At 70.3% G+C, this 23,400-nt stretch carries 16 protein-coding genes; 7 read left to right on the top strand and 9 right to left on the bottom strand.

What is annotated here, in order from left to right; genetic code table 11:
* Positions 1-2: 2 nt before the first annotated feature.
* On the bottom strand, positions 3-677 hold the full coding sequence (locus ACIA8K_RS40640) for a response regulator (protein WP_396068853.1): 675 nt from the start codon (positions 675-677) through the stop codon (positions 3-5).
* A 100-nt stretch (positions 678-777) separates the two neighbouring features.
* On the opposite strand from ACIA8K_RS40640, the gene ACIA8K_RS40635 reads away from it, so the two are divergent.
* From ACIA8K_RS40635 to ACIA8K_RS40625, 3 genes are all read left to right on the top strand, one after another.
* Positions 778-1,176 (top strand): ChaB family protein, encoded by a 399-nt coding sequence (locus tag ACIA8K_RS40635; protein WP_396068852.1) that lies wholly within the window; start codon positions 778-780, stop codon positions 1,174-1,176.
* Between the two features lie 126 nt (positions 1,177-1,302).
* On the top strand, positions 1,303-4,485 hold the full coding sequence (locus ACIA8K_RS40630; protein ID WP_396068851.1) for a LamG-like jellyroll fold domain-containing protein: 3,183 nt from the start codon (positions 1,303-1,305) through the stop codon (positions 4,483-4,485).
* 188 nt (positions 4,486-4,673) lie between these two features.
* Positions 4,674-5,492: a helix-turn-helix transcriptional regulator gene (locus ACIA8K_RS40625; RefSeq protein WP_396068850.1), complete on the top strand. Its 819-nt coding sequence runs from the start codon at positions 4,674-4,676 to the stop codon at positions 5,490-5,492.
* A gap of 86 nt (positions 5,493-5,578) precedes the next feature.
* Here the strand turns inward: ACIA8K_RS40625 and ACIA8K_RS40620 are convergent, their stop codons facing one another.
* From ACIA8K_RS40620 to ACIA8K_RS40605, 4 genes are all read right to left on the bottom strand, one after another.
* Positions 5,579-5,962, bottom strand: a complete 384-nt coding sequence (locus tag ACIA8K_RS40620) for a nuclear transport factor 2 family protein (RefSeq protein ID WP_396068849.1) — start codon at positions 5,960-5,962, stop codon at positions 5,579-5,581.
* A 69-nt stretch (positions 5,963-6,031) separates the two neighbouring features.
* A complete protein-coding gene (locus ACIA8K_RS40615; RefSeq protein ID WP_396068848.1) occupies positions 6,032-6,922 on the bottom strand; it encodes a DUF559 domain-containing protein in 891 nt (296 codons plus the stop codon).
* A 704-nt stretch (positions 6,923-7,626) separates the two neighbouring features.
* Positions 7,627-10,113 (bottom strand): MMPL family transporter, encoded by a 2,487-nt coding sequence (locus ACIA8K_RS40610; RefSeq protein WP_396068847.1) that lies wholly within the window; start codon positions 10,111-10,113, stop codon positions 7,627-7,629.
* A 27-nt stretch (positions 10,114-10,140) separates the two neighbouring features.
* Positions 10,141-10,764 carry a TetR/AcrR family transcriptional regulator gene (locus tag ACIA8K_RS40605; protein ID WP_396068846.1) on the bottom strand — a complete coding sequence of 208 codons (624 nt, stop codon included), beginning with the start codon at positions 10,762-10,764 and terminating at the stop codon, positions 10,141-10,143.
* Between the two features lie 242 nt (positions 10,765-11,006).
* Here ACIA8K_RS40605 and ACIA8K_RS40600 point away from each other — a divergent pair, with 242 nt between their 5' ends.
* Complete coding sequence (locus tag ACIA8K_RS40600; RefSeq protein WP_396068845.1) at positions 11,007-14,246, top strand: S8 family serine peptidase; 3,240 nt, start codon at positions 11,007-11,009, stop codon at positions 14,244-14,246.
* A gap of 193 nt (positions 14,247-14,439) precedes the next feature.
* On the opposite strand, the gene ACIA8K_RS40595 is transcribed toward ACIA8K_RS40600, so the two are convergent.
* Positions 14,440-14,742 carry a hypothetical protein gene (locus ACIA8K_RS40595; RefSeq protein ID WP_396068844.1) on the bottom strand — a complete coding sequence of 101 codons (303 nt, stop codon included), beginning with the start codon at positions 14,740-14,742 and terminating at the stop codon, positions 14,440-14,442.
* Here ACIA8K_RS40595 and ACIA8K_RS40590 point away from each other — a divergent pair.
* Entirely contained in the window at positions 14,735-15,586 is an 852-nt protein-coding gene (locus ACIA8K_RS40590; RefSeq protein WP_396068843.1) for a calcium-binding protein, read from the top strand. The genes ACIA8K_RS40595 and ACIA8K_RS40590 overlap by 8 nt on opposite strands.
* Positions 15,587-15,744: 158 nt before the next feature.
* On the opposite strand, the gene ACIA8K_RS40585 is transcribed toward ACIA8K_RS40590, so the two are convergent.
* A complete protein-coding gene (locus ACIA8K_RS40585; protein ID WP_396068842.1) occupies positions 15,745-16,551 on the bottom strand; it encodes an NmrA family transcriptional regulator in 807 nt (268 codons plus the stop codon).
* A 65-nt stretch (positions 16,552-16,616) separates the two neighbouring features.
* On the opposite strand from ACIA8K_RS40585, the gene ACIA8K_RS40580 reads away from it, so the two are divergent.
* Positions 16,617-17,096 carry a MarR family transcriptional regulator gene (locus ACIA8K_RS40580; protein ID WP_396068841.1) on the top strand — a complete coding sequence of 160 codons (480 nt, stop codon included), beginning with the start codon at positions 16,617-16,619 and terminating at the stop codon, positions 17,094-17,096.
* Positions 17,097-17,152: 56 nt separating this feature from the next.
* On the opposite strand, the gene ACIA8K_RS40575 is transcribed toward ACIA8K_RS40580, so the two are convergent.
* A complete protein-coding gene (locus ACIA8K_RS40575; RefSeq protein ID WP_396068840.1) occupies positions 17,153-20,470 on the bottom strand; it encodes a CARDB domain-containing protein in 3,318 nt (1,105 codons plus the stop codon).
* 1,731 nt (positions 20,471-22,201) lie between these two features.
* A complete protein-coding gene (locus tag ACIA8K_RS40570) occupies positions 22,202-22,357 on the bottom strand; it encodes a hypothetical protein (RefSeq protein ID WP_396068839.1) in 156 nt (51 codons plus the stop codon).
* Positions 22,358-22,430: 73 nt separating this feature from the next.
* Here ACIA8K_RS40570 and ACIA8K_RS40565 point away from each other — a divergent pair, with 73 nt between their 5' ends.
* Positions 22,431-23,264, top strand: coding sequence for a helix-turn-helix domain-containing protein (locus tag ACIA8K_RS40565; RefSeq protein ID WP_396068838.1), 834 nt, complete (start codon positions 22,431-22,433; stop codon positions 23,262-23,264).
* Positions 23,265-23,400: the final 136 nt, after the last annotated feature.

The raw sequence follows: 23,400 nt of genomic DNA, 5'->3' as shown, positions 1-23,400 counted from the left end.
GTTCAGCGGCCGGGATGCAGTCGGTAGCCGGCCCCGCGTACGGTCCGCAGACTGGCCCGGCCGAACGGATGGTCGATCTTGCGGCGTAGCGCGGCCACATGCTGATCGACGATGTTCGAGACCGGGTCGCTCTCCAGGTTCCACAGCCGCTCGCGGATCGCGGTCCGGGACAGCACCTGGTCCGGGTGCTGCATGAAGATCTCCAGCAGCGCCAGCTCCCGCGCGGACAGCTCCAGCTCGACGCCGGCCCGCCAGGCGCGGCGGCGCACCGGGTCCAGCCGCAGGTCGGCGACGCGCAGCTCCGGATCGGGCGCGCCGGCGCCGCGTCGGCCGAGCGCGCGCACCCGCGCGGCCAGCTCCGCGAAGCTGAACGGTTTGGTCAGATAGTCGTCCGCGCCCGCGTCCAGGCCGGCTACCCGGTCCGGTACCGCGTCGCGGGCGGTGAGCAGCAGCACGGGCGTGGTGTGGCCGGCCGCGCGGAGGCTGCGGGTGATCTCCAGGCCGTCGCGGCCGGGAAGCATCACGTCCAGGACGATCACGTCGTACGGCGCCTCGGTGGCCATCCAGCGCGCCTCGTCGCCGTGGCCGGTCACGTCCACGACGTGTCCCTCCTCGGCCAGGCCGCGCCGCAGCAGCTGCGCCAGCCGCGGCTCGTCCTCGGCCACAAGCACCCGCACCGCCTCAGTATGCCGGGTCCACCTGCGGAAACGGCTTCACGGGTGATTTTCCGGCCGGGCGGGGAAAGCCCATGTCACACGCATCCCGAGGAGGTACGCCATGCCGGCCCGTGAGGACATCCCCAGCACGCTGAAGCGGTCGTCCGCGAAGGCACAGGACACCTACGCGAAGACGCACGACTCGGCCGTGGAGCAGTACGGCGAGGGCGAGCGCGCGCACCGCACCGCGTTCTCCGCGGTCAAGCACTCGTTCGAGAAGGTCGGCGACCACTGGGAGGAGAAGGAGCAGAAGGGCCCGAGCGACGCCAAGGCCGCGGGCGGGCGGAACACGCGCGCGAAGACCGCGGGCGGCGTCGACGCGAACGCGAGCAAGCAGCACCTGATGGACGTCGCCAAGCGCCTGGAGATCACCGGCCGATCCCGCATGACCAAGGCGGAGCTTGTCGATGCGATCCAGAAGGCGAACGCGGCCAGCACCCGGAAGGCCGCGTCGAAGTAGCGCCACTGTAGCGCCACTCTGGCGACATTGTGTCCGTCTGTGCACGCTTGTGTTTCCTTCTGTTGACATCGCGGATAAAGATCAGTCAATGTGGACCGGCAACGTCGTCCCCGGAAGGGAAGCTCGATGCCGCGTCCCACCCTGCGAACATTTCTCCTGGCAGCGCTCTTAGGACTCTCCGTGCTTGTGGTGCCGCCGAGCTCCGCGTCAGCAGCTGAGAGCGCTCTCGTGCACGGCCTGAAGGGCGAGTACTTCCGGATGTCCGCGCCGGGCGCCCGTGACTTCGCCGAGCCGGTCGGCGTGCTCCTCGACCCGAACATCGATCTCCCCGGCCTGGCCGGCACGTTCGAGTCGATGGGCAGCCGCACCGAGCACACCACCGCCCGCTGGACCGGCAGGCTCACCGCGCCCGCCACCGGCGACTACACGTTCTACATGATCGGCGACAACGGCTTCCGGTTCTACCTGGACGGCGCGCCCGTCATCGACCACTGGGTCGGCGACTGGGACGTGGAGCAGACAAGCGCGGCCGTGCACCTGACCGCCGGCCAGGCCCACGACGTGCGCATCGAGATGTTCCAGGACATCGGCGGGGCGAACCTCTTCCTTCGCTGGTCCGGCGCCGGGCTGGACAAGCAGATCGTCCCCGAGTCCGCGTTCACGCCGCCGGACGGCTTCCAGATCTACCCGGTGACGTTCGCGGTGGACACGCGCGGCCGGACCGTCACCGCCGACTTCGAGAAGCCGATCACCGACGCCGCGCAGGCCGCCTCGCACCTGCGGGTGGAGGCCGACACCACGCCGATGCCGATCACGTCGGTGAGCGCGCGCGGCAACCGGCTGACAGTCACGCTCGCCGAGCCGATCCTGAAGAACCAGCGGGTCCGCGTCACCTACGACGGCAACGGCGGCCTGGTCGTCGGCGGCGAGACCGTCCCGCAGGTCATCCGGTCCGCGACCAACGCGTCCACCCAGCGACTCACCACGCCGTGGGGCGACAGGCTGGACAAGAACAACCCGCTGCCGGAATACCCGAGGCCGCAGCAGATCCGCAAGGACTGGGTGAACCTCAACGGGCCGTGGGAGTTCGCGGGCGCGGAGGCGGGCGCGCAGCCGGTCTTCGGCAGGAAGCTCGACGAGCGGATCATCGTGCCGTTCCCGGTCGAGTCGCTGCTGTCTGGCATCGAGCGCCGCGAAGAGCACATGTTCTACCGCAAGCTGATCACCGTGCCGCGCGACTGGTCCGGCAAGCGGATCAAGCTCAACTTCGGCGCGGTCGACTACCAGGCGTCGGTCTGGGTCAACGGGACGCTGGTCACCGAGCACACCGGCGGCTACACCGCGTTCACCGCGGACATCACCGACGCGCTTCGCGGTAAGGGCCAGCAGGAGATCATCGTCGGGGTCAGCGACACCACCGGCTTCGACCAGCCCAAGGGCAAGCAGTCCACAAGCCCCGGCGGCATCGTCTACACGCCGTCGTCCGGCATCTGGCAGACCGTGTGGCTGGAGCCGGTCGCCGCCGCCTCGATCTCCGAGGTCGTCTCCACGCCGGACGTGGCGAACTCCGCGCTGACCGTGGTGGTGAAATCCGCGTCCACCGGCGGCACTGTCACCGCGACGGCACTCGACAAGCAAGGACGCCGCGTGGGTACGGTGACCGGCGCGCCGAACACGCCGCTCACGCTGAAGATCGCCAACCCTCGGCTGTGGAGCCCGGACGATCCGTACCTCTACGACCTGGACGTCGTTCTCGGCAAGGGCCGCAACGCCGACACGGTCCGGAGCTACTTCGGCATGCGGCACGTCGAGGTGCAGAACGTCGGCGGCTTCCCGAAGCTTGTGCTCAACGGCAAGCCGGTCTTCTCGCTGGCAACGCTCGACCAGGGCTTCTTCCCGGACGGGCTCTACACCGCGCCGAGCGACAAGGCGCTCCGCTTCGACCTCGAGGAGACCAAGAAGCTCGGCTTCAACGCGGTCCGCAAGCACATCAAGGTCGAGCCCGCCCGCTGGTACCGGCACGCCGACGAACTCGGGCTGCTGGTCTGGCAGGACTTCGTCTCCGCCACCATCCGTACCGAGGCCGGGCAGAACGCGTTCCTCAGCCAGGGCCGCGAGATGATGAACCAGCTCCACTCGTACCCCTCGGTGATCGGCTGGGTGGTCTTCAACGAGGGCTGGGGCGAGTGGGACCGGACCGTCACCGGCCAGATCGCCGAGCAGGTCAAGGCCGCCGACCCGTCCCGGATCGTCAACGCGCACAGCGGTGTGAACTGCTGCGACTCCAAGGGTGACTCCGGCAAGGGCGACGTCATCGACCACCACGACTACAACAACACGGACCCGGCCTGGCCGGACTCCACCCGCATCGCGATGGACGGCGAGCACGGCGGCTTCACGCTCCGCAGCCCCGGTTACATGTGGCCCGGCACGCCCGCCGTCATCTACAGCGGCGTGGCGGACAAGGCGGCGCTTACCGCCAAGTATGTCCAGAACACCGAGACGTTCTACCTGGAGGCGGCCGGCGCGGAGCTGTCCGGATCCGTCTACACCCAGATCACCGACCTGGAGAACGAGCTCAACGGCCTCTGGACGTACGACCGGCGGCAGATCAAGGTCGATCCGGGCCCGGTGAAGGCAGTCAACCAGAGGGTCATCGCAGCAGGTGCCGCCGCCGCGGCGGACGCGACCTTCCCCGGCCGCGGTGACTGGGCGCTCGACGAGGGCACCGGCACCACCGCCCGCGACACCAGCGGCAGCAACGCCACCCTGGCGCTGACCGGCAACACCCGCTGGGTGCCGGGCGTGACCGGGTCCGCGCTGGCCTTCGACGGCGACGGCGACTCCGCCGAGACCACCGGCCCGGTCCTCGACACGGCCGGCTCGTACACGATCGCCGCGTGGGTGACGCTCGACAGGCTGCCCGGCAACTACGCCTCAGCGATCAGTCAGGACGGCCGTCGCACCGAGAGCCCGTTCTACCTGCAGTACGGGCAGGGCGGATTCGCGTTCAGCACGCCGGGCGGCAACCGGGCCCGGCTGCCGATCACGCCGGACCTGAACCGCTGGTACCACCTGGTCGGCGTCCGCGACGGCGACACGGTCCGGCTCTACGTCGACGGCGCGCTCGGCGGGACGACCACGGCCGGTCCGGTAGTGGTCAGCACCGGGCCGCTCGCACTCGGCCGCGCCAAGTACGCCGGCAACAAGACCGACTGGTGGTCCGGGGCGATCGACCAGGTCCACGCGTACAACCGCGCCCTCACCGACGCGGAGGTGACCGCGCTCTTCACCGCCGAGCGCGCCTGACCCGTCGCTTCCCCCGGGGTGCCCAGCCGATTCCCCTCGGCCGGGCACCCCGTTCGGGTTGAGGGTGACCGGCGACGAGGCCGCCGGCCCGCGGGAGCGTGCGGGCCGCACCCGGGCGGAAGCAGGAATATCCGCTTTATGGTTTTTGTGCTTCGGGTCCCGGTAGCGGCGTCGGGTAGCGTGGCGCCGTGGATCAGCAGGTGGGCGGCGGGTTGGGGGAGTTCCTGCGGGCTCGGCGGGCGCGGGTCACACCGGCGGAGGCCGGGCTGCCGGCGGCGATCGGGCGGTGGGTCGCCGGGCTGCGGCGCGAGGAGGTCGCGGTGCTGGCCGGGGTGAGCGCCGACTATTACACGCGACTTGAGCAGGGGCGCGAGCGCAATCCGTCGGCGCAGGTCGTCGACGCGCTGTGCACGGCGCTGCGGCTGGAGCCGGATGCGCGGGAGCATGCGTTCCGGCTGGCGCGACTGGCGCCGAGCGGGCCGGGGGCGGTGGAGACGATCAGCGACGAGCTGCTGCAGACGATGGCCGCGTTTCCGCACGCCGCCGCTTACGTGAGCGATCCGGCGTTTCGCGTGCTGGCCACCAACCCGGCGGCGGACGAGCTGATCGCGCCGCTGCGCGGGCCGGACGGCATCCTCGCCGCGATCTTCCTCGGTGAGGTGGGGCGCGCGTACTACGTCAACTGGGACGAGGTGGCTCGCGCCGCGGTGAGCGCGCTGCGGCTGTCGGCCGGGCTCGTGCCGGTGCATCCCGAGGTGGGGGCGCTGGTGGATCTGCTCCATGGCAGCGCCGACTTCCGCCGCCTGTGGGACGACCACAGCGTGTCCGGCCTGGCGCTCACGCGTAAGACGATCCGGCATCCGCGCGTGGGGCTGATGCGGCTGAACTTCCAGACATTCGACGTGCGCGGCGCGCCCGGCCAGCAGCTCACGGTCGTGACGGCCGACGCGGGCTCGTCCAGCGCGGAGGCACTGACCGCGCTGGGCGCGAGCGGTGGCCGGCGGTGACGCCCCGCGGACGTAGTTGCCCTCCGGGTCGGTGAGCACCGTCGACTCGACGTGCGGGCACGTCCTCGCGCCGGCCGGCCGGGCCGTCAGGTCGAGTCGCGCTCGGTGTTGACCATGTGGAAACGGGTGCAGCGGTCGCCGGTGAAGGTCACGGTCCAGCGATTGTCGAAGGTGCCGAGCTCCGCGTAGACGCCGACGCCGGTGATCGTCACGGTGTCACAGCTGATCTCGGTGATCTCCGAGCTGAACTCCCAGCCGCCCTGCTGCCAGCCCCATCGTGACCGCCAGCCGGTGACGATCGCGTCCCGGCCGATCCAGTGCGTCTCGTAGGGCTCCTCGTGGTACTCCGCGTCCGCGGTGAACAGGGCGACGATGTCGGCCGGGTCGTTGGTGCGCCAGGCGTGTTCGTAGCGCGTGATCCAGGCGGTGACGAGATCGTCCGTGAGGCGGGCGGAGACGTTCGATGTCATGCCGTTCATGCTGCGTTACCGCTTCGGCGCGCGGCAGGCCGAACGAACCTAGGTGCGGCGCACCCAGTCTCATCGCCGCGCTTCCGCTACCGCCCTGCGCACGTCGTCGACGATCTTCTGCGGGCGCTTGAACACGTCGTCCGCGGTGAACCGCAGCGCCGCCCAGCCCACCGCCTGCAGCCGGTTGAACCGCACGATGTCCTTCCGGAACGTGGCCTGCTCGCGGTGGTGGTCGCCCTCGTACTCGATAGCGATCCTGAGCTCGGGATAGGCCAGGTCCACGTCACCGATGAACAGATCCGCGGCGTCCCTGATCCGGTGCTGCGCGACCGGTCTCGGGAGACCGCCGTCCACGATGATCAGTCGCAGACGGGTCTCCATCGGCGATGCGGCCCCGGGCTCCGCGATGCGCAGTATTTCGCGAAAAGTCATGACGCCGCGCCAGCCGGGATGCGCATCGGCGGTGCGGTGGAGCTCCGCCAGCGTCACCACCCGCCGGTGCAGCATCGCGTCCACAGCGATCGCGGCCTGGATGCGATCGGGGACACGTCCCAGGTCGAATGCCGTCCGCGCGGGCGTCGTCAGCCTCAGTCCCAGGAACGAGTCCACGTCGGCACCCGGCAGCAGGCCGCGGATGACGCGTAGTCTCGGCTGTTCGCGCAGGTTCGTCCGGCGTGGGATGACGACCGTCACCGGTTCCTCGGATGCCAGAAGGCCGACGTTCCAGAGGTAGGCGGCGCTGCGTCCGCCGATCGCCGCACCGGCCGGCAGTAGAAGTCCGGCTGCCTCACACCACATGCGGTGTTCGAGCGGCTTGAAAGCCAGGCGCTCGATGTAGACGCCGTGGTAGAGGCGCTCCCATTCCGGCCCGTAGAGACGGGGCGACGTGATCAACCCCGCGCCGACCGCATCCCTCCGGCGGAATGGTTTCAGCCGCAATTCCCTGGGCGCCGATGCCATGCGGCCATCATGGCCGAACATTCCCGCCCGCGCCGCCCCTCCCTGGCGGGGGAACGTTCCGGCCCGCGCTGCCCCTCTCTGGCGGGGGAACGTCCCGGCCCGCGCTGCCCCTCTCTGGCGGGGGAACGTTCCGGCCCGCGCTGCCCCTCCGTGGCGGGGGAACGTTCCGGCCCGCGCTGCCCCTCTCTGGCGGGGGAACGTCCCGGCCCGCGCTGCCCCTCCCTGGTGGGCGAACGTCCCGGGCCCGCGCCGCCCCTCCCTGGCGGAGGAACGTCCCCGCCCGCGGCGCCCTTCGTAGTGGATCATTGAGTGACACGAAATATAGATCGACTTGGCTATTTGATCTATATTCCGTGTCACTCAATGATCCTTTGCCGCGAGCGCCTGCGCCGTCGGTTGCTCGCGGGCGTCTTTATGGTGATATTTCGGACGCCGGACGCCGGACGCCGGACGCCGGACGCCGGACGCCGGACGCCGGACGCCGGACGCCGGACGCCGGACGCCGGACGCCGGGCGCATGGCGCCCCGGGCTGCGGTTTGCGTTTTCGGCCGTGGGAAGGGCGCGATCCCCGCCGCTGGGGGCGGCGGGGATCGCGGGGGTGGTGCGGGGCCACACGTGGGCCGGGAGAGAGGACGGTCGCCACCGGCCAGGGCTGCGTGCTGCCATGCCCTCAGCGGCAGGGGGTCGTGCCCTCTGCGGGGCGTTACGGAGCGGGCGCGGGGGACGGAGTCGTGGCCGTCTCCGGGGTCTCGTGGAGGGCGGAGGGGTGGCGGCGTTCGAGGGCGGAGCCTTCGACGTCGACGTTGGGGAGGATCCGGTCGAGCCAGCGGGGGATCCACCAGGCGGAGCCGCCGAGCAGGTGCATGACGGCCGGGATCAGCAGCATGCGGACCAGGAACGCGTCGGCCAGGACGCCGAAGGCGAGGCCGAAGCCGATCGAGCGGATCATCGTGGTGTGGCTGAAGATGAAGCCGCCGAAGACGGAGATCATGATGATGGCGGCGGCGGCGACCACGGTACGGCCGGCGTGCACGCCCTGGCGGACGGCGAGGCGGGCCGGGGCGCCGTGGGCGTAGGCCTCGCGCATGCCGGAGACCAGGAACAGCTGGTAGTCCATGGCGAGGCCGAACAGGATGCCGATCAGGATCGTGGGCAGGAAGCTGAGGATCGGGCCCGGGTCGTGCACGTCGAAGATCGCACCGAGCCAGCCCCACTGGAAGATCGCGGTGATGCCGCCGAACGTGGCGAACAGCGACAGCACGAAGCCGAGCGTGGCGGTGACCGGCACCAGGATCGAGCGGAACACGAAGATCAGGATGATCAGCGAGAGCCCGACCACGACGCCGAGGTAGAGCGGCAGCGCGTCGGCGAGCTGCTCGGACACGTCGATGTTGCCGCTGGCGCTGCCGGCCACGCCGAGCGTCACGTTGCCCGCGACCGGGGACATCGCGCGCAGGTCGCGGACGAGCTGGCCGGTGGAGACGCTGTTCGGGCCCTCCGCGGGCACGACCTGGAACGCGATGAGCGTCTTGTCGTCGGACATGCCGATCGGCGCGACCGCGGTGACGTCCTTCTGGCCGAGCAGCAGGCTGCCGACGCGGACCTGCTCGGTGCGCTGCGCGTTCTCGTCGGTGATCGCGGCGGGCAGTGCGGCGACGACAAGCAGCGGCCCGTTGACGCCGGCGCCGAACTTCTCCTCGGTCAGCTTGTACGCCTGGTACTGCGTGGAGTCCTTGGACTCCGACGACCCGTCCGGCAGGCCGAGGCGCATGGACAGCGCCGGGATGGCCAGGATCAGCAGCGCCGCCAGGCCGCCGATAAGCGTGAGGACCGCGCGCCCGGTGCCCATCGGCCGGGTGGGCGTGCTGTCGTGGTGCGGCTGGCCGATGCTGGCGCGGGCCTTGCGGCCGAGCACGCGCAGGCCGAGCAGTGCCAGCAGTGCGGGCGTCATGGTGACCGCGATGACGACCGCGACCGCGACGCAGATCGCGCCGACCGTGCCCATCAGGCCGAGGAAGCCGATGCCGGTGATGTTGAGTGCGAGCAGCGCGACCAGGACTGTGGCGCCGGCGAACACGACCGCGTTGCCGGAGGTGCCGTTGGCCAGGCCGATCGACTCGTGGATGTCCATGCCGGTGAGCAGCTGGCGCCGGTGCCGGTTGAGGATGAACAGGCTGTAGTCGATGCCGACCGCGAGGCCGAGCATCACGCCGAGCACCGGCGTGATCGACAGCATGTCCACGACGCCGGACATGGCAAGCGACGCGGTGACGCCGACGCCGACCCCGACCAGCGCGCTGACAAGCGGCAGCGCGGCTGCGATGAGTGTGCCGAGCATGACGATCAGGGTGAGTGCGGCGACGATCAGGCCGATCGCCTCGCCGACGCCGAAGACCTGCGGGACGGTCTGGGTGATCTCGTTGGAGAAGTCGGCCTCGACTCCGGCCGGCACGCCGTCCGTGACGTGGTCGACGACGCTCGACTTGATCTCCGGAGTGACCTCCTGCTGCGCGTCCTCGAAGATGACCGCGGCGACAGCGGTGCTGTTGTCCTCGGAGACCTGGCGGATCTTCGAGGCCATGTCGAGCAGCTGCTGTCCGGTGTCCGCCTGGGCGGCTCCGGCGTCCAGCTGCGCGCGTCCGGCGTCCAGCTGCGCCTGCTGCGCGTCGAGCTGGGCCTGCTGTGCCTCGAACTGTGCCGCGGCGGCCGCGGGGGCCTGCGCCTTCGCGGAGTCCAGCTGCTGCTGTCCCGCGTCGAGTTGTGCCTGCCCGGCGTCGAGCTTGGCGCGCTCGCCGTCGATCTGCTGCTTGCCGGCGGCGAGCTGCTGGGCCTGCGCGGCGATCTGCGCGGTGGTGGCGAACGGGTCGTTTGTGGACGAGACGCCGGGAAGATCCGCGGTGCTGGTGAGCAGCGCGCCGACCGCGGCCTGCTGCTCGGCCGTGAACGCGGAGCCGTCCGCCGTGTGGAACACGATCGTGCCGGTGCCGCCGCTCGCGGCCGGGAACTTGGCGGCCAGCTGGTCGGTGACCTTCGCGGTCTCGGTGCCCGGGATGGTCACCTGCGACGACAGTGCGCCGCCGACGGCGAAGTACGCGGTGACTGACAGTCCGAGGATCACCAGCCAGGTGATCAGGACTGCCCAGGCTCGCCGGGCGCTGAAGCGTCCCAGGCGGTACAGCAATTCGGCCATGGATCCTTTGCCTTCTCGTAGATTCGGTCAGTAGCCGGTGCGGATGTTGTCGATGAGCCGTTCGAGCAGCACGCTCCACTGTGCGCGGGCCGCGACGCCTGTGGTCGCGCCGGTCTCGGCGATCCACCGGTGCGCGATCACTTCGATGCCGTGCATGAGCGAGCTCACAAGCAGCTCCGCGTCGAGCGAGTCGGCGTCCGCGTGCCGGTCGGCAAGCTCGCGCGCTATCTCGTCGGTGGTGCGGGAGAACGTGGCCTGGAAGATCTGCTGGGGGCGCTGGTCGCCGGCGTCGAACCCGCCGAGCGCCTGCCAGAGGAACGCGATGACGCTCGGCACGTCGGTGGCGCGCAGCGCGGTGGTCACCGCCTCGAACATCGACGCCCGGCTGCCGGGCTCGACCGGGCTGGCGCTGAACGCGGCCCGGAAATCGCCGATCACGACGCCGAGGGCTTCGGTGCAGGCGGTGGTCACCACGTCGTCGATCGAGGCGAAGTGGTTGAAGATGGTGCGCCGGGAGACGTCCGCCCGCGCGGCCAGTTCGTCGACGCTGAACCGGACCGAGCCGCCCTCGGAGATCAACGCCGTGGCCGCGTCGATGATCGCCGCGCGGTGGCGGGTCTTGATCGCGGTCCGGCGGTCGATGGTGCTCACGTTTTCTTACACTAAGTGCACCGTTGCACCCGGTGCAAATTGTTGTGACGAACGACCCGTCGCCTATTCTCGCTGCTCGGCGCCGCAACAGGGTGGAAACGCAGCGGAAAACAAACGTGAACCGGAGTCGACATCCGGCTCGGAAAAAGATGCCGATCTTGTTGACATATAGATCAGCGGACAACTAGAAGATTCATGATGCGTCCTGTACCCCAGGGCCCCGTCCATTCAAGAGGACCTTCATGAGTCACCTCTTACGCCGCAGTCTCGCCACACTCCTGGCGTCCGGCCTCGCGGTCGGCACCGTCATGCTTCCGGGCGCGAGCCCGGCGAGCGCGGATCCAGTAGAGACGGACACCCCCAAGGTCTCACCTGCCGCCGCACTCGGCGCGGAGGATGCGAAGCTGCTCGCCGAGGCCGAGGCCAGCGGCAAACCCACTGTGACGATCGTGGTCGCCACCGACAAGGGCAAGGCCGGCGCGGTCGCCGGCGAGTTGCAGAAGCTCGGCGCCTCGGTCTCGCGAAGCGTCGACAAGCTCGGCTACGTGCTGGCGAAGGTGCCGACCTCCGCGGTGGTCCGTGCGGCGCAGCTGAACAGCGTCACCGCGCTCAACCTGGACCGCGTCGTGCGCCAGCCGGACCCGGCGGAAGGGCTCGCCACCGGCGGCGCCGCGGCGAAACAGGCCGTGACCTACCCCGGCCCGGGCGCGACCACCGCGGCGAAGAACCCCTACATGCCGACCGACGACACCGGCTCGGTCGACTTCAAGAAGAAGCATCCGGGGTACGACGGGCGTGGCATCACGATCGGCATCATGGACTCCGGTGTCGACCTGGACCACCCGGCGCTGCAGACCACGTCGACCGGCGAGCGCAAGATCGTCGACTGGTTCACCGCGACGGACCCGCTTGAGGACGCGAGCTGGCGGCGGATGACGCTCTCCGTCACCGGCCCGAGCTTCACGGTCAACGGCGCGGCGTTCACCGCCCCGGCCGGCACCTACCTGTTCAACTACTTCTACGAGTCGACCACCGCGGCCAGCGAGCCGGGCGGCGACGTGAACCGGGACGGGGACACCACCGACGCGTTCGGCGTGCTCTACAACCCGGTCAGCCACGACGTCTGGGTGGACGCGAACCAGGACCGCAGCTTCACCGACGAGCCGCTGATGCGGCCGTACAAGGAAAAATTCCAGATCGGCCATTTCGGTACGGACAACCCGGCGACCGCGATCGCGGAGCGCATGCCGTTCGTCGTCGAGTACCGCGAGGACGTCTCCGGCGCCGACTACGTGAGCATCGGCCTGGTGGAGAGCGCGCACGGCACACACGTGGCGGGCATCGCGGCGGGCAGCAACATGTTCGGCAACGAGGCCTACGACGGCCAGGCGCCGGGCGCGAAGATAGTCTCCGGCCGCGCCTGCACCTGGGGTGGCGGCTGCACCAACGCCGCGCTCACCGACGGCATGGTGGACATGGTCGTCAACCGTCACGTCGACGTGATCAACATGTCGATCGGCGGGCTCACCGGCCTGAACGACGGCCGCAGCGCGTGGACCATCCTCTACAACCGGCTGATCACCGACTACGGCGTGCAGATGTTCATCTCCGCGGGCAATTCCGGCCCCGGCCTGAACACGCTCGGCGACCCGTCCACCGCGGCCGAGGTCGTCTCCGTCGGCTCGAGCATCAGCAAGGAGACCTGGGCCGCGAACTACGGCTCCGTGGTGAACACCGCGTACCAGATGCACCCGTTCTCGTCGCGCGGCCCACGTGAGGACGGCGGCTTCAAGCCGAACATCGTGGCACCTGGTGCGGCGATCTCGTCCGTCCCGACCTGGCAGCCGGGTCAGCCCAGCGCCCAGGCCGGCTACGCGCTGCCGCCGGGCTACGGCATGTTCCAGGGCACGTCGATGGCCTCCCCGCAGGCCGCCGGCGCCGCCGCGCTGCTGCTCTCCGCGGCCCGTGCGAACGACGCCGGTCTCACCCCCGCACAGCTGCGCCGCGGCATCTACACCTCGGCCGGCTTCATCAAGGACGTCACCGCGTACGAGCAGGGCTACGGCCTGTTCAACGTGCCGGCGGCGTGGGAGCTGCTGAAGAGGGACGTGGAGACCCGGACCTACACCTCGGTCGCGCCGGTCTGCACGCCGCTGTCCCAGTACCTCGGCATCAACGACGAGCCGACCCCGCACCAGGGGCCGGGCATCTACAACAGGTGCGCGGCCGGCGAGGGTGGGCACAAGCCGGGTCAGTCCAAGACGTACCAGATCAAGATCACCCGGACCAGCGGGCCGTCGAAGGCGGTCACCCACAAGCTCAGCTGGGCCGGCAACGACGGCACGTTCAACACGCTCGGCTCGGTGTCCGTCCCGCTGAACAAGACGATCACCGTGTCGGTCTCGGCCAAGCCGTCCGCCGGAGCGCACGCGGCCATCCTGAAGATCGACGACCCGGCGACCCCGGTCATCGACTTCGAGGTGATGAACACAGTGGTCGCGGCGACCGAACTGCCGAAGCCGGCGTACAGCGTCAGCGCCTCCGGCAAGGTGGACCGCAACGACACCCAGTCGTACTTCGTGAACGTGCCGGCCGGCGCCGCCGCGTTGCAGGTCAACCTGTCCGGAATCGCGGCGGGCTCGCAGACCAGGTTCATCGCGATCGCGCCGACCGGGCTTCCGGCCGACCCGACCGCGACCACCGAGTGCTACACCAACTACGTGCCGGTCTCGGCCTGCAAGGGCATCGAGCGCGACTACCGGAACCCGCAGCCGGGCATCTGGGAGATCGAGATCGAGGCGCGGCGCACCTCGCCGATGCTGTCGAACCCGTACACCATCACCGCGGCCGCGCAGGGCGTCACCATCACCCCCGCGGTCACCGAGCTGGCGTCGGTCAAGGCCGGCGTCGCCACGCCGCTGAGCTGGACCGGGAAGAACGCGTTCGGGCCGGTCAAGGTGAGTGGTCAGAGCGGCGCGCTGGGCAGCATCGCCACCGGCCGCCCGACCATCGCGGACGGGCAGAAGCTTGAGTACGCGGTCGCGGTCCCGGCCGGCACCACCCGGCTCGACGTGGCCATCGGCAACACCAGCGACCTGGGCGCGGACCTCGACCTCTTCGTCTACTTCGGAACCGGCACCCAGCCGGTCGCACAGAAGGCGGACGGCGACTCGGAGGAGGCGGTCTCAATCGCCAACCCGGCCGCCGGTACGTACCGCGTGGTCGTCGACGGTTTCAGCGTTCCGGCCGGCACCACGCAGCTGGACTACCGGGACGCGTACTACGCGCCGACGCTCGGCACGCTCACCGTGCCGCAGCAGCTCACCACGCTTGCCAACGGTGCGTCGTTCGCGGTGAACGGCTCGATCACCGCGGCGTCGGTGCCGCCGGCCGGCCGCTCGCTGACCGGTGAGATGAACGTGGTCACCGACCAGGGCGCGATCGTCGGTGCGGCGGTGGTGACAGTCGCCTCGGTGAGTTAGCGGCGGTAGTCCCCAGTTCGTGCCAGCCCTGGAAAACGTGCCAGGGCTGGCACGACCGTCTTACGTAGACTCCCGCACGGTTCAGACGTCAACCACGGGGGAGCTGCATGTACACGATCAATCGCAGGTTACGGGTGGCCGGGGTGTTCGCCGCGGCGGCGTTGACAGGTGTCGGAGTCGCGTCGATGCCCGCCTACGCCATGCCCGGCCCGATGTCGGCGCCGTCCGCTTCGGTCACACCGCTGCCGGAGCCCACGGACACGTCCACGCCCGGCACGTCCACGCCCGGCCCGTCCGACTCGCCGTCGGAGACCGGGTCCCCGTCGGACTCGGGATCGCCGTCTGAGTCCGGATCGCCGTCTGAGTCCGGGACGCCGTCGGAGTCGCCGTCGGTCACGCCGACCGACCCGGGCCCGTCCGAGCCGGGAGTGGTGATCACCGCGCCCGGTGAGGCGAGCTTCACCGCCGCCGCGGGGCAGGCCAACGACGTGCGCATCACCTCGGCCGGCTCGCTCGTCACGTTCGACGACCTGGTACCCGTGGTGGCCGGCGAGGGCTGCGTCGCGGACGCCGGCGACGCCACGGTTGCCGTGTGCGACCTCGGTGCGTCCCCGGCGGCCGAGCCGATCGTGGTGCGCCTGCACGACGGCGACGACACGGTGGTCAACGACTCCGCGTTCCGCATGTTCGCCCGGGGCGGTGCCGGCAACGACACCATCACCGGCGGCCAGGACCGGGACGCGCTCGTCGGGGACGACGGCGACGACCGGCTGTCCGGCCGGGGCGGCGACGACCACCTGCAGGGCGACCTGGGCGATGACCTGCTCGACGGCGGCGACGGCGACGACGGCCTGTACGGCAACGAGGGCGACAACACCGTCCGTGGCGGCGCGGGCGACGACACCATCGGCAACGAGCTGTGGGCGCCGGACCTCACCCCCGGCACCGATACGCTTGACGGCGGCCCCGGTCGCGACCAGGTGTCCTACGCGGGCAGCCGCATCGTGCCGATCCGCGTCGACCTGACCGCCGGTACCGGTGGCGAGGCCGGCGAGAACGACACGCTGATCGGCGTCGAGGACGTGCTCGGCGGCCAGGGCGACGACGTCCTGATCGGCAACGGGGACGACAACCTCCTCGCGGGCAACAGCGGCCAGGACCTGATCTACGGCAAGGGTGGCGACGACATGCTGCTCGCGCAGGGCGGCGAGGACCTGCTCGACGGCGGCGCCAACCGCACCGAAACCGGCGACGTCTGCGAGACCGGCGAGAACGCGGCCACCACCGTCGACTGCGAGCGGGTGATCCGGGAGGGAGCGTTCCCGACCCCCACGCCGTAACGCGCGCACACGAAGGGCCCCGGCGTGTGCCGGGGCCCTTCGTCATACCCGCGCCAACACGGTCAAAGTCGCGCACGGCGCTCGCGGCCGTGTCGTGCATGGCGATGGCGGCTGTGCCGCGTATGGCGCCGGCGACCATGCCGCCACCACGACGACGGTCAGGACCGCACTGGCACCGCGAACGCGCTCCGGTGCGCGACCGCCCACTCCGCGTAGGTGCCGGCCGGCCGCCCGAGCAGTTCCCGCACGGTGCCGGTGGTCGGCCCGGCCTCGCGTGCATAGTCGGCGAGTGAGCCCAGCAGCCGGTCCGGGATCTCGTCCGGCAGTCCGGCCGCACGCATCCCCTGCCGCACCGCCTCCGGGCTGACGTCGGTGAACGTCAGGTCGCGCCCGGTCGCCGCCCCGATCGCCGCGACCTTGTCCGGCTGGCTCAGCGACTCCTCGCCGGTGAGTATGTACCGCTGCCCGGCGTGGCCGCTTCCGGTCAGTGCCAGCACGGCCACCGCCGCCACGTCACGTTCGTCGACGGTCGAGGTCTTGGCCAGGGGGTACGCCCCGCGCACGGTTCCGCCGGCCGCGATCTGCCCGGCCCAGCTGAGCGTGTTCGAGGCGTAGTCGGCGCTGCGCAGCACCGTCCACGTCAGGCCGGAGGTGGTGACCGCGTGCTCGGCCGCCTCGAAGGCCGCCCGGAACCGTGGTTCGCCGGCCGGGTGCGCCACGGTGAGCGCGGAGAGCAGCACCACCCGGCTGCGGGCCTGCGCGAGCAGCGCCCCGAGGCCCGCGCCGGCCGCCCGCGGGCTGATCAGCACTCCTTCGATGTCACGCAGCGCGGGCACGTCGTCGGGGTGGACGTCGATTGCGGTGGACGGGTCGCGGGTGACGGCCGCGACGGTGGCGCCGGACTCCACGAGGAGCCGGGTGGCTTCCCGCCCGACAGCGCCTGTAGCACCGGTGATCACGAACATGACGGTTTCCCCTCGGTGTCATACGATACGGAAGTCATAGTAATTTACTTTGGGAAGCGAATAATATGAGTTCCGTAACACCGAGGGATCGTCGTCGCCTGACCACGGAGATCAAGGACTCGATCCGTACCCTCCGCAGTGAATTGTCGGCTTTGAACCGGCAGATCGGCGGGCGGCTCGCGCTCAAGGACGGCGACCTCGACTGCCTCGACGTGATCGGCAGGCACGGGCCGCTCAGCCCCACCGCGCTCGCACGAAGGGCAGGACTGCACCCGGCCACGGTCACCGGCGTGCTCGACCGGCTGGAGCGGGCCGGCTGGATCGCGCGTGAGCGGGACCCGGCGGACCGGCGCGCGGTGCGGGTGCGGGCGCTTCCGGAGCGTGGCCGGGAGGTGATCGGGCTCTATGCCGGGATGGGTGCGGCGCTCGACGACATCTTCGCCGGGTACGACGACGCGCAGCTCGCCGTGCTTGCCGACTTCCTCGGCAAGGCGGTTGCGGCCGGGGAGTCGGCCACCCGCAGCCTCGCGGACGGCACGGAGTGAACACCGCACCGTCCGCGAGCGCGCACGGCGTACCGTGGCGGCGGTTGATCTGTGGGTTAACTGCCAGTGATGGTGAACTGTGAGCCGGGCTGGATGACGATGTTGCCGTCGCCCGAGTTGGTGATGGTGACGTTGGAGAGGACCGCGTTGCCGCGGGCGCCGGACATGGCCAGGATGCCGGCGCCGTTGACCGAGCGGTCGATGCGGACGTTGGTGATGGCGACGTTCGGCATGTTGCCGCCGCCGTTCTTGAACTGGATGCCGTCGTAGGTGGAGTCGATGATGTCGGTGTCCCGGATGGTGACGCCTGTGATGTCCTTCGTGGACGGGAAGAGCGTGATCGCGCCGAACTCCTGGTCCTCGTTCCAGAACGCGCCGCCGGTCCGGTAGAGCCCGTTGTTCGCGATCAGCGTGGTCCCGCCGAACGGCAGCGGGCTGTGGTCGGTCGCGAGCATGATGCCCGGGTAGTTAGCGGTGTCGGAGACCAGGTTGTTCTCGATCGAGTTGTTGGAGCCGCCGTAGATCGCGATGCCGTTCGCCCGCCACGGCAGCTGCACCGTGTTGTTGACGAAGTGGTTGTTCGACGCGATGTCGGCGGACTGATCCTTCACGTACGGGTTGGCCCAGACCGCGAGCGCGTCGTCGCCGGTGGTGCGGAACGACGAGTTGAACACCCGCGAGTTCCTGGTGCCGTTGCTGAAGTTGATGCCGTCCGCGAACGTGTTCCGGATCCGCATGCCCTCGAAGGAGAGGCCGTTGGCCGGGTTCCAGTAGGCAGGCGTGTCCGAGTAGTCGCGGCCGACCCAGGCGCCCACGTTCACGTGCTCGATCCACACGTTGCTGACCTTGGTGTTCGCGCCGAACCGGCCGTTAAGCGCGTGCCCGCGGTTCGCCCGGTTCTGCGTGTTGCCGAAGATCGCCAGGTCGGAGATCTGCGTGTTGTCCTCGATCTCGAAGCCGACGTTGCCCTCGTGCGGGTGGTTGATGCCGCCTGTCGCGTTCTGCGGCTGGGTGTCCGAGTACAGCTCGGTGTGCCACATGCCCGCGCCCCGGACCACGACGTTGCGCAGGCCGCGCTGGTTGTACTGGCCGCGGTTCGGGTCCGGGGAGAGGATCTTCTGCTCCTGGCGCCAGCGACCGGCCGGGATCCAGACGCAGGGGATCACGCCGTTCTCGTCGTCGGTGACCGCACGCTGGATCGCCGCGGTGTCGTCGACGCCGTCGTTCGGCACCGCGCCGTAGGACGTGATCGAGGCGCAGCCGGCCGGCTGGGACGCGGCCGGGGCGACCTGCTCCAGGTCGATCAGGTCGATGACGTAGAAGGACGCGGTGTCACCGGCGTCGCGCTGCAGCTTGAAGCGGGTGCCGGCCGGGTACGACGACGCCAGCAGCGCGTGTGACTCATCGAAGAGCCGCCGCGCGTCCGCCGACGGCGTGTTCTGCAGGCTCTCGGTGTCGTCCGAGGTCCCGTAGAGCCAGCTGTTGCGGGACGACAGCGTCAGCTTCCGCACGTACTGGTCGTTGACGTACAGGCTGATCGTGTAATCCTGCCCGCCGCCGCCCGGTGCGTCAGGAACGGAGTTGCGCACCACAATCGAGTTCGACGCGTTCGTTGAGGTGAACTCGACGAACTGCCCGGTGGTGTTGAGTCGCACCGACTGCCGGCCGGACGACTCGGTGCCGAAGTTCGTGTGACCGAACGTGCGCAGCGGGTCCGCCTCGAGCAGCGTGCCGGAGTAGCGTGCGGCCTCGGCCTCGTACTCGGTGTACGGCACCGCGGCGCCGCGCCCGACCACGATCGACCGGGTCAGCGCGTTGTTGGTCTCCACCGTCTCCGCGACCGCGTTGACCGCGTCCGCGGTGGCGGTCACTGTGGCGCCGCCGCTTGTCGCGGTCCAGGTGCCGGCGATCGCCACGGTCGCGGTCGCGCCGGCCGCGATCGACGGCGTGCTGCCGTTGAGCGTGGTGCCGCCCACGACGACGCGGGTGGTGGACGCGCCGGCCGCGCTGGTGCCCCGGTTGTTGACCGCGACGGTGAACGACACCGCGGTGCCCGCAGCCGGGTTCGCCGGGTTCGTGGTGATCGCGGTGACCTGCAGGTCCGGGCCGGGTGCCTGCCCGACGACAAGCTGCGAGGCCGCGGTGAACGTGTTGTTCGCGTTGTTCGTCTCCGCGACGACGTCGGCCGGGTCGGCCGTGGCGGTGACCGTGTAGCTGCCCTGCGCTTGAGCTGCGGCCGTGGCGGTGACGGTGGTGGACGCACCGGCGGCGAGCGCGCCGACAGTTGCGGTGCCGGCCACGACGCCGTTGAGCGCGAAGTCGACCCGGTTCGCCGCAGCGGCCACGGTGCCCTGGTTGCGGACGGTCCCGGAGAGCGTGATCGCCGCACCCTCGGTCGGGGCCGAAGGCGTCCAGGAGGCGGCGGTGACGACCAGATCCGGGTTGGGCGCGGCCGTGCCGAGAACCTGGAGGTCAGCGACCTGTGCGCCGGGCGCGCCGGTGTTGCTGAAGATCTGCAGCTGCACATCGGCGACGCGTGCGCTCACCGGAATCGTGACCGCGTTCTGGTTGGACGCCGGGTTGAACGTGTAGTCCGCGCGCGCCTTCAGCGAGGTGAAGCCGGTGGCGGTCTGAGCACGACCCAACACCTGGATGCTCTGGGTACGGGTGCCCCACACCGGATCCGGGTTGAGCTTGACCACCACGCCGGTGATGTCCGCGTCCGACCCGAGCTTGACCGTGAGCGTGGCCGGGAATCCGTTCGACTCCCAGTAGCTTGTGGCGCTCGCGTCGTTGGCGTTACCCGCGACGAAGGTGAAGATCGACGACGAGGCCTCGATCGGCTTGCCGGCCGCGAGGTTGGCGCCGGTCGGCGGTGGCTCCTGCGGCCCGCCCGCGACCCCGTAGATCTCCAGTTCGGACAGCTGCGCGGCCGGCCACCCGGTGTTGGCGGTGATGTTCACCCGCACGTACCGCGTGGTGGCCGCCGTGAAGTCGATCGTCACGGCCGGCCCGAACGCGCGGCCGGCCGAGGCGGAGAGCGTGCTGAAGCTGGTCCCGTCCGTGCTGCCCTGCACGCTGAGCGTCTGGGTGCGCGCCTCCCAGGTCGACGGCAGCCGCAGGGTCACCTGGTCGATCGCGACCGCGCTGCCCAGGTCGACCTGCACCCAGGACGGCAGCGACGGCCCCTCCCAGTAGCTGGCGCTGTTGCCGTCGTTGACGTTCGCCGCGACGTACTGGCCGTTTGCAGTGCTCGCCGTGGCGGTCCTGCCGAGCGCGAGGTTAGGCCCGCCGGCAGCGTGCGCGGCCGTGGGCGTGAGTGCTGCGGCGGCCACCACAGCCGCCGCGAGGAGTCCGGTGGACAGTCGTTTCATGGCACCCCAGGATCCTGTGAGTCGCGTAATTGCGCGATCAGCCACAGAAATTGCGCGATGTTGCCAACTTCTTGCGGCGAGGGGATTCAATGTTTCAGATGCGTCACTGTTCCGTCAACGGCCCGCGTCGAACCTGGGTGCCTCCACCCATGGGCCGGCACGTCTGCCGGTCCATCGTGGAGGTGCCGGGGTCCAGGCATGTATCGGCCGCCGTCCCAGCGGTTCACGCTGCTGTCACCGCACATCGATGCTGGTAGCGCCCGGTTTCCTCATCACGTGCGACGATCAACTGCAGTGGCTTGAGGGGTACGCCGCCGCGGGCGTAGACATCCGGACCGGCCGCGAGGATCTCGTGGCTCGCGTCGAGTGCGGCCGACCCACGACCACCACCCGGGCATATGGGCGCCGGCCGGGTCGGACCGTGCCGGACCCGGCGCCGACGGGCACGCTCTTCGCCTCGGCGGGGCCGGGGCTCCCTCGGCGCCCGCCGGGAGCGACTTTGTGGCCCACTGGCGTCGGGCCTGATTATCGACCGGGTCAGGACCGCAGCCGGGGGGTCTGTTGGGCGGCGGGCGTGCGTGACGCTGGGGGCTGCGCCCGTTGTCGTCTCAGTGGCGGGCGGTCGGGGCGGCGGCGGCTTGGGCGGCCGTAAGAGCTGGCACCGACGCCGTGAGTGTGGTGGGTGGTTGCGGTTGGTCGGCGGGCTTGCGTGACGCCGGGGTTGCGCGGTTGTCGTCTCAGCGGCGGTCGCACGGAGCGGCTACGGCCGGGGCGGCCGCAAGGACTGGCACCGACGCTGCGAGTGAGACCTGCGGTCGGTCCTCCCACGAGTGCGATTGGGCGGCGGCTGCGGTCCGGCCGCGGCTGCGGTCCGGCTGTGAACGCGGTCCGGCACTGCGTGCCCGAAATTTCGCTATTTAAGCCCCGACGATGCTGGATGCAAGATCCTTGTTTCGCTCACTGTCCTTTCCGACCCACCGAAAGAGCCGTGAGCGAAACAAGGATCTTGCATCCCACCAAACGGCCATCGAATCCCAGATATCGGACGCGAACACAGACGCCCAAGAAGACAGACGCTGCACGCCCTGCTCGCTCGGTCCTGGCACGAGGAAACGCGAGAGCCGAGATCGACCAAGCCTGCCGCCACGCTTGCGGCCTCGGTGCCGGTCCTTGCGGCGGCCGAGGCCGCTGCCGCCCCACCTGGCTGCCGGTGAGGTGGCTGTCGCGCTGCTCCCGCATTCCTGCAGCCCGCCGACCAGCCGGTACCACCCGTCAGACTCGCCGCGTCGGTGCCGGTCCTTGCGGCCGCCCAGGCCGCTGCCGCTCCGCCTGGCTGCCGGTGAGGTGGCTGTCGCGCTGCTCCCGCATTCCCGGCAGTCCGCCGACCAGCCGGTACCACCCGTCAGACTCGCCGTGTCGGGGCCGGTCCTTGCGGCCTCCCAGGCTGCTGCCGCCCCGCCCGGCCGCCGGTGCGACGACACCCGCGCTGCTCCACGGTTCCGTAAGCCCGCCGACCAGCCGAAACGGCCGACGCTTCCGGCTGTGTGATCAATTAGTTGTACGAAGCAGATCAACTAGCGATGTGGATCTATCTTTTGCGCAACTGATTGACCACACAGACCCGGCTCGGACGCCTTGCCGGAATTTCGGGGACCGGGCCAACAAGGCCGGAAGCATGTAGGTCCCGGCCCCGGCGGAAGCGGGAAGATCTGCTGTGTCGGTGGTGGTCGTTCAGTCGTCGTCACCGCCGTCGTCATCATCGTCGTCATCCTGGTCGCCGCCGGGGCACCCGGTCAGGCCGAGCAGCGTGATCGCGGCGCCGGCCGCAAGCAGCGTGGTCCGGCCGAAGAGCGCACGCCGGCCGATCTTCTGATCCGATTCGTCCATGGCGGCATTCTCGCAGCTGCCAGGGGGCAGCGCACCCAGGCGACGCGGCCCGTCCACCCCTACAGTGAGGATCATGGCACCCACCCCGCTCGGTGACTTCCTACGGCGCAGCCGTGCGCTTGTGCAGCCGGAGGACGCCGGCCTCCGCAGCATCGGCCGGCGCCGCGTGGCAGGCCTGCGGCGCGAGGAGGTGGCGATGCTGGCCGGCGTCAGCGTCGACTACTACGTCCGGCTCGAGCAGGGCCGCGAACGCACCCCGTCCGCCCAGATGCTCGATGCGCTGAGCGGTGCACTGCACCTCTCCGAGGATGGTCGCCTGCACCTGTTCCGCCTGGCCGGCCTGGCGCCCCGCACCCGGCTCGCCGACACCGTGGAACGGGCCGACCTCGGCCTGCTGCAGCTGATGGAGACCTGGCCCGACTCGCCGGCGCTGCTGCTCGGCCGCGCCTACGACGTGCTCGCCGCGAACCCGCTTGCGGAGGCGCTCTTCGGCGGCTTTCCGTTCTCCCGCAACCTGATGCGCGTCGTGTTCCTGGACCCGGCGGCCCGTACGTTCTACCTCGACTGGCCGTCCGCCGCCGCCAATGCGGTGGCCGGTTTCCGCCTGGCGTTCGGCGCCGCCCCGCACCACCCCCGCATCCGCGCGGTGCTCACTGAACTCACCGCCGACAGTGACGAGTTTCGCGATCTGTGGGAACGCCATGAGGCCCGGGGCAAGACGCTCGACACGAAGTCCTTCCACCATCCTGAGGTCGGCGACCTGACGCTGCGGATGCACTCCTTCGACGTCCGCTCCGCCCCCGGCCAGGAGCTGGTCGTCTACCACGCCGCCCCCGCCTCGCGGGAGTCCGAGTCGCTCCGCCTGCTCGCGTCCCTCGCGGCGACAGCGATGCGGGAGAAGATCTGAGGCCGGCGGGCGGTCCGGCGCAGGACCGCCCGCCGGCCTGCCGCTAGTGTTCTGTCTCGTAAATAGGTAGTCGGTTGGTACGGTGGCGGTTGTGAATCGTGCCGCCGCGCCTTTGGTGCTTGATCCGGGTCAGCGT

It is taken from the genome of Catenuloplanes sp. NPDC051500 (genome assembly GCF_044454585.1).
Taxonomy (GTDB): Bacteria; Actinomycetota; Actinomycetes; order Mycobacteriales; family Micromonosporaceae; genus Catenuloplanes.
This window is presented reverse-complemented; position numbering and strand designations above follow the sequence as displayed.

What these genes read in the sequence shown, in the direction of transcription:
- ACIA8K_RS40575 (WP_396068840.1), bottom strand. Translation starts at nt 20,470, where the DNA reads ATGAAACGACTGTCCACCGGACTCCTCGCGGCGGCTGTGGTGGCCGCC.
- ACIA8K_RS40580 (WP_396068841.1), top strand. Translation starts at nt 16,617, where the DNA reads ATGAGTTCCGTAACACCGAGGGATCGTCGTCGCCTGACCACGGAGATC.
- ACIA8K_RS40630 (WP_396068851.1), top strand. Translation starts at nt 1,303, where the DNA reads ATGCCGCGTCCCACCCTGCGAACATTTCTCCTGGCAGCGCTCTTAGGA.
- ACIA8K_RS40635 (WP_396068852.1), top strand. Translation starts at nt 778, where the DNA reads ATGCCGGCCCGTGAGGACATCCCCAGCACGCTGAAGCGGTCGTCCGCG.
- ACIA8K_RS40610 (WP_396068847.1), bottom strand. Translation starts at nt 10,113, where the DNA reads ATGGCCGAATTGCTGTACCGCCTGGGACGCTTCAGCGCCCGGCGAGCC.
- ACIA8K_RS40600 (WP_396068845.1), top strand. Translation starts at nt 11,007, where the DNA reads ATGAGTCACCTCTTACGCCGCAGTCTCGCCACACTCCTGGCGTCCGGC.
- ACIA8K_RS40620 (WP_396068849.1), bottom strand. Translation starts at nt 5,962, where the DNA reads ATGACATCGAACGTCTCCGCCCGCCTCACGGACGATCTCGTCACCGCC.
- ACIA8K_RS40615 (WP_396068848.1), bottom strand. Translation starts at nt 6,922, where the DNA reads ATGGCATCGGCGCCCAGGGAATTGCGGCTGAAACCATTCCGCCGGAGG.
- ACIA8K_RS40565 (WP_396068838.1), top strand. Translation starts at nt 22,431, where the DNA reads ATGGCACCCACCCCGCTCGGTGACTTCCTACGGCGCAGCCGTGCGCTT.
- ACIA8K_RS40595 (WP_396068844.1), bottom strand. Translation starts at nt 14,742, where the DNA reads ATGCGCACGTCGTTGGCCTGCCCCGCGGCGGCGGTGAAGCTCGCCTCA.
- ACIA8K_RS40585 (WP_396068842.1), bottom strand. Translation starts at nt 16,551, where the DNA reads ATGTTCGTGATCACCGGTGCTACAGGCGCTGTCGGGCGGGAAGCCACC.
- ACIA8K_RS40570 (WP_396068839.1), bottom strand. Translation starts at nt 22,357, where the DNA reads ATGGACGAATCGGATCAGAAGATCGGCCGGCGTGCGCTCTTCGGCCGG.